At 67.7% G+C, this 11,467-nt stretch carries 8 protein-coding genes; 5 read left to right on the top strand and 3 right to left on the bottom strand.

Going from position 1 to position 11,467, the window contains the following annotated elements; genetic code table 11:
* Positions 1 to 5: 5 nt before the first annotated feature.
* Positions 6 to 3,062: an amino acid adenylation domain-containing protein gene (locus tag VZC37_RS08370; protein WP_330432008.1), complete on the bottom strand. Its 3,057-nt coding sequence runs from the start codon at positions 3,060 to 3,062 to the stop codon at positions 6 to 8.
* Between the two features lie 259 nt (positions 3,063 to 3,321).
* Between VZC37_RS08370 and VZC37_RS08365 the strand changes: the two genes are divergently transcribed.
* The 3 genes from VZC37_RS08365 to VZC37_RS08355 are packed head-to-tail and all read left to right on the top strand — an operon-like array spanning position 3,322 to position 6,408.
* Complete coding sequence (locus VZC37_RS08365; RefSeq protein ID WP_330432007.1) at positions 3,322 to 3,600, top strand: phosphopantetheine-binding protein; 279 nt, start codon at positions 3,322 to 3,324, stop codon at positions 3,598 to 3,600.
* The gene (locus VZC37_RS08360) at positions 3,597 to 5,105 is read left to right on the top strand and encodes a tryptophan 7-halogenase (RefSeq protein WP_330432006.1); all 1,509 of its coding nucleotides are present in this window, start codon (positions 3,597 to 3,599) and stop codon (positions 5,103 to 5,105) included. The genes VZC37_RS08365 and VZC37_RS08360 overlap by 4 nt, the downstream gene beginning before the upstream one ends.
* A 46-nt stretch (positions 5,106 to 5,151) precedes the next feature.
* Entirely contained in the window at positions 5,152 to 6,408 is a 1,257-nt protein-coding gene (locus VZC37_RS08355; RefSeq protein WP_330432005.1) for a cation:proton antiporter, read from the top strand.
* Positions 6,409 to 6,576: 168 nt separating this feature from the next.
* On the opposite strand, the gene VZC37_RS08350 is transcribed toward VZC37_RS08355, so the two are convergent.
* Positions 6,577 to 7,737: an isochorismate synthase gene (locus VZC37_RS08350; RefSeq protein WP_330432004.1), complete on the bottom strand. Its 1,161-nt coding sequence runs from the start codon at positions 7,735 to 7,737 to the stop codon at positions 6,577 to 6,579.
* 205 nt (positions 7,738 to 7,942) lie between these two features.
* On the opposite strand from VZC37_RS08350, the gene VZC37_RS08345 reads away from it, so the two are divergent.
* Entirely contained in the window at positions 7,943 to 9,259 is a 1,317-nt protein-coding gene (locus VZC37_RS08345; RefSeq protein ID WP_330432487.1) for a lysine N(6)-hydroxylase/L-ornithine N(5)-oxygenase family protein, read from the top strand.
* Positions 9,256 to 10,131 carry a siderophore-interacting protein gene (locus tag VZC37_RS08340; RefSeq protein ID WP_330432003.1) on the top strand — a complete coding sequence of 292 codons (876 nt, stop codon included), beginning with the start codon at positions 9,256 to 9,258 and terminating at the stop codon, positions 10,129 to 10,131. The genes VZC37_RS08345 and VZC37_RS08340 overlap by 4 nt, the downstream gene beginning before the upstream one ends.
* Positions 10,132 to 10,326: 195 nt before the next feature.
* Here VZC37_RS08340 and VZC37_RS08335 read toward each other — a convergent pair whose 3' ends face one another.
* Positions 10,327 to 11,349 (bottom strand): nucleoside hydrolase, encoded by a 1,023-nt coding sequence (locus tag VZC37_RS08335; RefSeq protein ID WP_330432001.1) that lies wholly within the window; start codon positions 11,347 to 11,349, stop codon positions 10,327 to 10,329.
* Positions 11,350 to 11,467: the final 118 nt, after the last annotated feature.

Here is an 11,467-nt window from a genome sequence, read left to right as displayed (position 1 = left end):
TGCGGTCACAACAGGTTTCCGTCCATCAGTTCATCGAGTTCGTCGGCATCGACACCGGCGGTGGTGTGTTCGCCGACACTCCCCGCTTGTCGAACGGCGATACCGACGGCCTCGGTTGCCGGCTCGACGTGGCGCGCCACCGTGGCGAGCGCGGCCACCGTGGGTCGGTCGAAGACGTCCAGCGCCGTGATGCCGAGACCTGCGTGAGCGGCCGCGGCGACCACACGAACCGCGCGGATGCTGTCGCCCCCGAGTAGGAAGAAGTCCGATTCCGCGCCGACGCGCGGGACATCGAGCACGGACGCGAAGATGTCGGCCAAGGTGTGCTCAATAGGAGTCTCGGGAGCTCGGGTGGCGTCGGCGGCGGCCGCGAAATCCGGTGCGGGCAGAGCGCGTCGATCGATCTTGCCGTTCGGGGTGAGCGGGAACTCGTCGACCGTGAGGATGGCGGCCGGCAGCATGTAGTCGGGCAGTCGCGCACTCAAATGTGTGCGTAGCTCATCGGTGTCCGCGGCGCCTTCTCGCGGGATGACGTAGGCGACGAGCCGACCTCCCGTCGTCGCGGCGGCGACCGCGCGTTCGACCGACTGGTGCGTGGTGAGCGCACTCTCGATGTCGCCGAGTTCGATGCGGAACCCGCGCACCTTCACCTGATGGTCGATGCGTCCGAGGCATTCCAGAGATCCGTCAGAGAGGGTGCGGACCAGGTCGCCGGTCCGATACATGCGTGCGCCGGGAGCGCCGAACGGGTCGGCGACGAAGCGTTCCGCGGTCAGCGCGACTCGCGCACGGTAACCCCGCGCCAGTCCGTCGCCGGCGAGGTACAGCTCACCCACCCGCCCGTCCCGAACGGGATGCAGGGTGGTGTCGAGGACCCGCACCCCGGTGTTGTCGATCGGCGTACCGATCGTCACCGGACCGCTCTGGTCGACGGCAGCGGTGGTCGACCAGATCGTGGTCTCGGTGGGACCGTACATGTTTCGCGTGCTGCGGGTCGCGCGAGACAGCGCGGCACCGACCTCGGGCGGCAGTTGCTCACCACCGACGAGTACGGCCACGGACGCGAGTACATCGGCATGCCCGGCGTCGAGAAACGCAGCCCACAGCGACGGGGTGGCCTGGACGTGGTCGATGCCATGCGTTCGGATGAGATCGGCGAGGCGGGCGGGGTCGTGCACGTCGCCGGCCGTCGCGATCACCACGGTCATGCCCGCGGCGAGTGGGACGATGACCTCGAGGATCGAGATGTCGAAAGAGATCGTCGTGACGGCCAGGAGCGACTGGCCCGGGCGGAATCCGAGGCGGGCGATCATGGCGTCGGCGAAGTTGGTCAGGGCTCGGTGCTCGACCACGACGCCTTTCGGGTTTCCGGTGGAACCCGACGTGTAGATGACGTAGGCCGGGGCGTCCGGGCGTGGTTCGCGCGTCGTGTGTCCCGTGCCGGAGCGCAGCCGCCGCACCAGTGGTCCTGTGGCGCCGGGCTCGATGATCGCGGTCGGGCGTGCATCGGCGAGGGTTGCCGCGATGCGCTCGGCCGGGAACCCGGGGTCGAGGGGGAGGAAGGCGGCACCACGACGCAGGACGGCGAGCAGGGCCACCACGAGGTCGGTTCCACGGGGTAGGCGGATCGCCACGATGTCCTCGACACCGCACCCGTCGAGCTCGTCGGCGAGCGCATCGGCACGACGGTGGAGCTCGGCGTAGTCGAGCCGTTCGCCCTCCGCGATGATCGCCGTGGTCGCGTCACGTCGGTCCGTCAGACGTGCCACCACGGAGCGAGCATCGGCGGGCACGCGCGTGCGGGCGTCGGCGGCACGGATGGCCTCGGCTCGTTGCACCGCCGACGGCAGGTCGACGGCGATACCGCCGATGGGCTTGTCGGAGTGGGTCAGAGCAGTCGACACAAAAGCTCGGAGATCGCCGGCCAGCTCGTCGAGTCCGGTCTGCGAATACAGCTCGGCGTCGCCGTCGAGCATCAATTCGAGGTCTCCGTCGGGGAGGCCGAGTGCGGTGATCGAGAGATCCACCACCGGGCCGCGCGCCAGTGAGGTGACCTGCGCCGAGATATCACCGAACGCGACCGTGGATCCGAACGGTTTGATGTTGAGCGTGGGGCCGACGACCCCGTCCACTCCGCGTCGACGTAGCTCACGGACGATGTCCTCGCCGCGGTGGCGCGCATGCGGGGCGATCGATCGCATCCGTGCGGCGGCCCGTGCGGCGATGTCATCGAGGCGGTCGCCGGCATTGACCGCCACTCGAAGTGGGAGCACGTTCACCGTGGTGCACGGAACGTTGGCGGTGGGGGAGCCGAGTCGGTTCATCATCGGGAAGCCGAGGACGACGTCGCGGGTGTCGGCGTACCTGCCGCAGAAGGCGGCCACGGCGGCAACCAGTCGCGCGGGGTTGGCGGTGCTGCCGCCGGCGCGTTCGACCGTCACACGCACGGTGTGGACGCCCTGGGCGATCCGGTGGCCTCGGGGCCGGTCGGACAGTGTCAACGGCCCACCCACCCCGGCAGTCTCGTCGATCCAGAACTCCCGGTCGCCGTCGCGGGAGGCATCGTGATCCGCGGACACCTCGGTGATCGAGCGCAGTCGGCGCTGGTCTGCGGGGTCGGCGTACAACGCGCCGATGCGCCGGCCGAGCAAGCCGAGTCCATAGGCGTCGAGCACGATATGGTGGGCGATGACGAGCAGACTCGTGCGGTCGCCTGCGGTCAGAACGGTGACGCGAGCGCACGGACCCGTGGCGGGGTCGATCGCCTCGCCGACCTCCTGCGCAGCGTGGCGGTCGACCATGGCCGGGTCACCACCGAGGTCGAGGCGTGTGACCGGAATCGGCGCACCGATCTCGACGGTCACATCGCCATCGGGTCGTGGCCGGAACACCGACCGCAACCCGTCGGCCTCGGCAACCGCCGTACGCGCTGCGATGAGCAGCCGATCGGGATCGGCGTGCGCCCCGAAGTCGAGCAACTGGCCGACGGTGAACACCGGCGAGGGCGGGAGAACCGAAAGCGCAGACCACAATCCGCGCTGCGCGGCGGATGCGTGCATCATCGTCGTGGACCTGCCGGTCGGCGAGTTCTCCCGCGCAGGGATTCACAAGTGGCGATGCGCACGATAGCTTAGCCTACCCAACCTTTCGAGGCCGCCGGGCGCGGCCTACTCGCGACACGAACGGCGGACTCGGTGCCGCCCGCCGATCTGACCAAGGTTAGGCTAAACAACATTACTGCGTCACACCGCCTGGCGGTGCGGCGCAGCAGCAAGCTGTCGAGGCCATCACCACACGGATGGCGGAAGTGAGGAGCACCCCATGGCGACGACCAGTTCGACCCTCACCAGGGAGCGGATCATCGAGGACATCGCAGAGATCCTGCAGGTACCCGCGACCGAGATCGGTGATGAGACCAACGTCCTCGATGTCGGCCTGGACTCGGTGCGGCTGATGTCGTTGATCGAGCGATGGCGCGCTGCCGGTGCCGTCAAAGCCGACCTCGTCGCCCTCGCCTCGGACCCGGTGGTCGGTGCCTGGGTGCGCGAACTGACCCCCGACGCCGGATCGGCCACCACCAACGGCGAGGCCACCCGATGAGCGCGCCGGCGGTCGAGAACGTCGATGTCGTCGTCGTCGGGGGCGGGCCGGGCGGATCCACGGTGGCCACCCTGCTGGCCAAGAGCGGGCACCGCGTGATCCAGCTCGAGAAGGAGACATTCCCTCGGTACCAGATCGGGGAGTCGTTGCTGCCGTCGACGATTCACGGTGTCTGCCGACTGCTCGGTGTCGAGGAGAAGATCAAGGACGCCGGCTTCATGCCCAAACGCGGCGGCAGTTTCCGCTGGGGCAAGAATCCGGTGCCGTGGAACTTCCTGTTCGCCATCTCCCCAGAGTTCGCCGGTGAGGGTTCCTACGCCTACCAGGTCGAGCGCATGAAGTTCGATCAGATCCTGCTCGAGCATTCGGCCTCGTCCGGCGTGGACGTCCGGCAGAACTGCCGGGTCAACGGCACCGAGCAGGACGAACGCGGGCGCGTTGTCGGTGTGCGCTACGTCGACGCGGATCGGGTGGAACACCACGTCCGTGCCGGCTACGTGGTGGACGCCTCGGGCAACACCACCCGGTTGTCGAAACATGCCGGGGGCGAACGCATCTACTCCGACTTCTTCCAGAATGTCGCAATCTTCGGCTACTTCGAGGGCGGCAAGCGGCTACCCGCACCGGATTCCGGCAACATCCTGTGTGCGGCGTTCGACGAGGGCTGGATCTGGTACATCCCACTCACCGACGAACTGACGAGTGTGGGCGCGGTGATCTCGAAGTCAAAGGCCGATCGGCTCGATGCGCAAGAATCGACCCTGCGTGGCTACATCGACCGCTGCGCCATCGTCAAGGACATGCTCTCCGACGCCACGCGGGTCACCGAGGGCACCTACGGCCAGATCCGCCTCCGCAAGGACTACTCGTACGCCAACACCCGATTCTGGGGCAACGGGATGGTTCTCGTCGGCGACGCCGCGTGCTTCATCGATCCCGTGTTCTCCACCGGTGTTCATCTCGCGACCTACTCGGGTGTCCTCGCGGCTCGGTCGATCAACAGCGTGTTGTCGGGGGCGATGAGCGAAGAGCGTGCCTTCGGAGAGTTCGAGGGCCGATACCGGCGTGAGTATGCAGTGTTCTACGAGTTCCTGTCGGCGTTCTATGACATGGAACAGTCCGAGGATTCGTACTTCTGGAAGGCCCGACGCGTCACCAACCTCGACCGGACCGATCTCGCAGCGTTCGTATCGCTTGTGGCGGGCGGCTATTCGGGTGAGGACGTCTTGACCGATCCGGATCAGATCGTCGAGAAATTCACCGCGTCGACCAGGGCCCTCACCGATGCGACCGAGAAGACCGGCGGTATGGACACCGGTTCGGGCCAACGGATGGGTCACATGTTCAGCGCGCCGGTGGTGCGTGACGTCATGGAGGAGATGAACGCGCTGCAGGCACGCAGCGCGGTGGGATCCAACGGCGTGGAGCCCCCGCTGCTCGAGGGCGGGCTGGTGCCCTCCGCGGACGGGCTGGCGTGGGCAGAACCCGTCGCCGTGACCGCATGACACCGATCCTCCACGGCCGTCCGGCCGTGGAGCAGTTCATCGCTCGATGATGTTCGCCCAGCTCGCGGTGATTCTCGCGGCCGCTCTGGTCGCGGGGATGATCGCGCGGCGAGTGGGGTTGCCGGCGATGGTCGGTGAGCTCACCGTCGGGGTGTTGCTCGGGCCGTCGGTACTGGGCTGGATGTTGCCCGGCGTGTTCGCTGACCTTTTTCCCGATGACGGTGAGCCATCCGAGCTGGTGAACGGCATCGGTCAGTTGGGCGTCCTCCTGCTGGTGGGGCTGGCCGCCACCGAACTCGACACCGCGGTGCTGCGCCGCCGCATCACAGTGGTGTCGTCGGTGTCGTTGTGGTCCTTCGCGATTCCGCTCGGCGGCGGGATCGCGTTGGGGTTCGCGGTGCCCTCGACCTTTCACGGCACCGGGTCGTCGGCCACCGAGTTCGCGTTGCTGCTCGGTGCCACGATGTCACTCAGCGCGATCCCGGTGATCGCGAAGATCCTCACCGACCTGGGGCTGATGCGGCAGCAGATGGGACAGATCACGCTGGCCGCGGGCACCATCAACGACATCGGTGCGTGGTTGCTGCTCGCCGCGGTGTCGGCGATGACCACCGTCGGCCTACGTGGGTGGCAGCTGCCCGTCACCGTTCTGGGGCTCGCCGCCGTGATCACCGGCGCCCTCGTGCTGCGGCCGTGGGTGCACCGCGCGCTCGACCGCCTCGAATCGTCGGCACACGACGGGCACGTCACCGCCGTGGTGGTGGTCATAATCGCCGCCGGGGCGGCCCTGACCGAGGCGCTTCACCTCGAAGCCGTCCTCGGCGCCTTCTTCGCCGGGATCCTGGTGGGTCGGCGCGACGCGACGACCTCGGCACCCCTGCGGACGGTCACCGCGGCCGTCCTCGCGCCGGTGTTCCTGGCGACCGCGGGGCTTCATCTGGACCTGCGGGTGCTGGGCGAGCCGGAGGTGGTGGCGTTGACGTCGGCTGTTCTGGTGGTCGCGGTGGTCACCAAGGTGCTCGGTGGGTACGTGGGTGCGCGGCTTGCCCGGATCGGTCGCTGGGAGGCGCTGGCGTACGGCTCCGGTCTCAACGCCCGGGGCGTGGTCGGGATCATCGTGGCGACAGTGGGTCTCGAGCTGGGCGTCTTCACCGACGCCGTCTACATGGTCGTCGTGCTCGTCGCCGTCGTGACCTCGATCATGGCCGGTCCGATGGTGGTGGCGGCCGTTCGCCGTGCGGGCGCCGAGTCCGCTGACACCCCGGTCGAATCGATCACGGCCGAACGGACGGTCGTGGACTGACCGGGTGAAGGGGTAGAGGCTCGGCTGCCCTTCGTGACGCTCGCAAGCTCGCTCCTCAGGGACCAGGTGGGTGACGCTCGCAAGCTCGCGCGTCAAGGAGTGCCTTCTGATCCCTGAGGAGGTCCGGAGCGGAGGGCTGTCACGAAGAGTCCCGTACGCTTCACCCCCTCACGCCGACTGCACCCCGGTAGGGGCTCGGTCGATCGTGGCGTAGTCGTCGATTCCGAACGCAGCCAAAATGGTTCGGAATTTTGCGGTGGTTTCGTGAAGTTCGTCATCGGGTCGGGATTGCGCCACCACGCCGCCGCCGGCCCATGCGGTTGCGGTGCGACCGTCGTCGGCGAGTTCGGCGCAGCGGATGGAGACCATCCATTCGCCGTTGCCGGCAGCGTCACTCCAGCCGACGGCCCCTGCATAGAAGCCGCGGCTTCCCTCGGTCGCCAGGATCAGATCGCGTGCGGCCCCCGTCGGGGTACCGCACACGGCGGCGGTCGGATGGACTGCGACCGCCAGTTCCAGCGCGGTGATCCCGGGATCGGCGACCGTCCCGCGGATCGGCGTGCCCAGGTGCCACATCGTCGGGGTACTGACCATGGAGGGCTCGTCCGCGACCTCGACGGTGCCGCACAACGGTTCGAGTGCCGTTCGTAGACCCTCGACGACGATGCGGTGTTCGTGGCGGTCCTTCGTCGACCCGGCGAGGCCTCGTGCGCGCGCCGAATCGGTCGTGGGGTCGGGGCTGCGGGGCGCCGACCCGGCGAGTGGGTGACACGTCACGGTGCTGCCCTGTTTGCGGAGGAGAACCTCGGGGCTCGCACCGACGAGATGATGTCCCGCGAACCGGGCACCGGCCGCGGACAGGTCCGTGACGAAGAGGTTTCCGGTCCCGTCGCCTTGTCCCAGACGGGCAGCGAGTTGCCAAGGGGTGAGCGCTGATTCGGTGCACAGACGCAGGGCGCGGGCGAGGACGACCTTGTCCAGCGGATTCGTCGGGTCGGCCAGGGCCGCGATGGCGTGGGCCACTCGTCGGTGATGCTCGTCCGATGCTGGAATCTCTGACGTGATGCCGGCTGCAGGAACCTCGGCGCCGGATGCGCCCCGCCATGGCCCGTCGTGGTGGCGCAGCGATCGCGGTGCCATGAGCGCGGCCGGTTCCCGAAGGTCGAACGGGAGTGCACCGACTACGGCGTGTGCAGTTCGGGACCGCAGAGCCTCCACGGCGGCTGACGGATCCGTGAACTGGCCTGTCGTGCCCTCGGCGACGAGATGGTGGTCGGGTCGGGAGTGCAGAAAGGTGGTCGCGTTGGTCGGCACCGGTGTCGTCGGCATGCGTCTGCGCTTCCCTTCGTATTCGGGCCCGGTCGGATGGTGTCGCCGCACGTCGCGGCGGATTCGAGGGTGACCGATCCGAGGCTCAGAGCTTAGGATAGACTTACCTACTATCTGTCGGACGAGCGAGTCCGCCGCCACCGTGGGGCCACGCCGTCTGGAGAACGATGCAGAGGAGCAGCGCTTGTCCAAGGAACGTGCCCCGATGGTCGACGTCGCCGGGATCGGCTTCGGACCGTCGAATCTCGCCCTCGCCATCGCGATCGAGGAACACAATCTGACCGTCCCCCCGCACGCACGGGTGACCGCCCAGTTCTTCGAGAAGAAGCACGAATTCGGCTGGCATTCGGGAATGCTGCTGCCGGGCACCACGATGCAGGTGTCCTTTCTCAAAGATCTTGCGACGCAGAGAAACGTCCGCAGCGCATACACCTTCCTCAACTATCTGGCGGAACGCGGTAGGCTGGTCCACTTCATCAACCGGCAGGACTTCTTCCCGCTGCGCGCGGAGTTCCACGACTACCTCTCGTGGGCAGCCGACCGCGTCGAGATCCCGGTCGCCTACGGCGCGGAGGTCACCGATGTGCGCTGGTGCGGCGACTATTTCGAGGTCTCGTCGCCAGGGCACGGCATGGTCCGCGCACGCCACATCGTGCTCGGCGGTGGATTGCGAGCGAAACTTCCCGCGGGTGTCACGGCCGGGCCACGCGTCTTCCACAACCATCAGATGCTCGCCCGTTTCGCGGATGTCCCGGATCACCGCAACAAGCGGTATGTGGTTGTCGGCGCCGGGCAGAGCGCCGCGGAGGTCGCGGCCTACCTGCACGACGAGACCGATGCGGACGTGCACGCGGTGTTCGCCAAATACGGGTACACACCGGCCGACGACAGCCCGTACGCCAACCGGATCTTCGACCCCGACGCCGTCGACGAGTACTTCTCCGCCGACGAGTCGTGGCGCGAACGCCTGATGCAGTATCACCGCAGTACCAACTACTCCGCGGTCGACCCCGCCCTCATCGAGGACCTGTACCGGCGTGAGTACACCGAGCGGGTCGACGGGGGCCGACGCCTGTTCGTTCACGGGGCGACGGAATTGGTCGAGTTGACCGAAACCGACGACACCGCGCGGGTGCACATCGTGAATCGTCTCACCGGCGCCGAGCACACCCTGGACTGCGATGCGGTGATCTTCGCGACCGGCTTCGAGCCGACACCCCTTGCCGACATGCTGGGCGACCTGGCGCGGGCATGTGTTGCAGATCGGCACGGTCGTCCCGTTCTGGACCGTCTCTACCGTGTGCGCACCTCGGGCGAGGTGACCGGTCAGATCTTCGTGCAGGGCAACTCGGAGCACACTCATGGCCTGACCTCCACCTTGCTGTCGAACGTCGCGATCCGGTCCGGAGAGATCGTGCGGACGCTTGTCGACGGTCGCGAACTCGTCGGTGCGGCGGTGGGATCGGGTGATGACTTCGCCGGCGAACCCGCCGTCGGCGCGACGCGGGAGGGACTTCGATGACACGTTCTCGGACACATGGCGCAACGAGCGGTGAGCTCGACCTGACGCCGGACGCCACCGATGTGCGACTGACCATGTATGACCTCGTGCCGCGGACGGTCGAGGTCGTCCGCGCGGTCGATCTCAGTAGTGAGATGCGTCGCGTCACGTTCGCCATCACCTCGCCGGACAACTTCCACTTCGTCCACATGGCACCCGATGACCACATCAAGCTGTTCTTTGCCGACGAGAACGGCGAGATCGTGATGCCGGGGATCGGGCCGGAGGGGATGCGTCCGCCCGAGGACGGCCGCCGGCCGATCTACCGGGACTACACGGTCCGGGCGTTCGATCGTGAAACAGGCCTTCTGGACATCGATTTCGTGCTCCACACGCATGGGATCGCGGGCTCCTGGGCGACGCGTGCGGTCGCGGGGGACCGGCTGGGCATGCTGGGCCCACGTGGTTCGCACATCTATCCGACCGGGTACGACTGGTATCTGCTCGGCGCCGACGACACCGCGCTGCCGGCACTGGCCCGATGGCTGGAGGAGCTGCCGGCCGACAAGGGCGTCGTCGCGTTTGTGGAGGTGTCCGACGCCGCGGCCGAGATCGATCTCCCGCAGCGCGCCGGGGCCGAGATCCGTGTGCTGCATCGCGGTGCCGCTCCCGCAGGCAACAGTCCGCTGCTCCACGAGGCGATTCGCGACACCGCACTGCGCGACGGTTCCTTCTATTGCTGGGTCGCCGGTGAGGCCAACTCGCTGAAGCCGGTTCGCCGCTACCTGCGCCGCGAACTCGGATTGCCCAAGGAACGGGTGAAGGTCGACGGCTACTGGCGTGCCGGCACGGTCAACCTCGATCACCACGCCGCCGACGGGGAAGACGACTGACGCCTGGCGACCCCTCCGTTGGTTGAGTAGCCCGAGCCGCTAGGCGAGGGCGTATCGAAACCTCTTGCGCCGCACATCAAGTGGTCTCGATACGGTCTCGCCTAGCGGCTCGACCTACTCGACCGGCGACGGGGTTGGCGACCGGCGGTGGGGTTGGTGGCTCGCCGTACTCGGCCAGCGATGAGGCGGCTCGCCCTACTCGACCCGTCCTCGCGCGAACGCGCCGATGGTCTCGATCAGGTCGTCGAACACGGCCTCGACATCGGTGGCCGTCGCTATACGGGCGTTGGGTTCGCCGGTCATCGCTCGCTCATCGGCCACGGTCATCCCGCGGGTGAGCCGTCCGTCCAGTTCCACGTCGACTCGTGCCGGAACCGTCTCGACGATCTCGGGCGCCAGGGCGACCATCGCCGCGAACGGGTCGTGCAGGTGCGCGATGTAGCCCTCGTCGTGCGCATGATGGAACTCGAAATAGAAGCGCAGTGCGTCGACGAGGTGTCGGATCACGACGTTGTCGGCGACCGACCGAAGTCCGGTTTCGTCCGCAGGATCAGGGCATTCGACCGGCTCGCTACCGGCAGCGGCCGCCAGCCGCACGACATGGTCCGGGGTCATCGCCACCGACTCGGTGAGATCGAGTGGGCAGATGATCGGCGGACGGACACCGGCCGTGGAGAAGGCGTCGAACACCTCCGCGCCGGCTTCCGGGTCGACGGCGATGTTCCACTCGGACGTCGGCGTCGTGTTGCCGTGGACGTGGAACGCCCCACCCATGACGACCAGTCGTGCCAAGCGGCCGGGGACGGCGGGATCCCGGCGGATGGCCGTGGCCAACGATGTCAGTGGTCCGGTGACGAGGCCGATCAACTCACCCGGATACGCCAGGGAGGCGTCGATCCACGCATCTGCTGCGTCGGTTCCGCTCGGGCTCATCGTCGCAGTCGGCAGATCGGCATAACCGACTCCCAGCGGCCCGTGGGTGTCCTCGGCGGTCATCAGTTCGGCGACGAGGGGCGCCGCTGATCCGACGTGCACCGGGATGTCGGCTCGCCCGCACAGCTGCAGCCAGGAGAGGTTGTTGGCGGTGGCGACGTCGACCGGCACGTTGCCCGCGGTGGAGGCGATACCGACGATGTCGACATCACGGCGCGCGAGCAGATAGAGCAGTGCCACCGAATCGTCGATACCGGTGTCGCAGTCGAGGAGGATGCGGATCACCACGCCATTGTCGCGCTCAGGTCGCACCGCCCGGCATGGGCCCTCCGTGCTCTGTTGACGTGAGATTCGCAACACCCCGCTTGGTCACGGCGAGATCACGGCACCGGCGTCGCCACGC

It is taken from the genome of Gordonia sesuvii (assembly GCF_036350415.1).
Lineage (GTDB): Bacteria > Actinomycetota > Actinomycetes > Mycobacteriales > Mycobacteriaceae > Gordonia > Gordonia sesuvii.
This window is presented reverse-complemented; position numbering and strand designations above follow the sequence as displayed.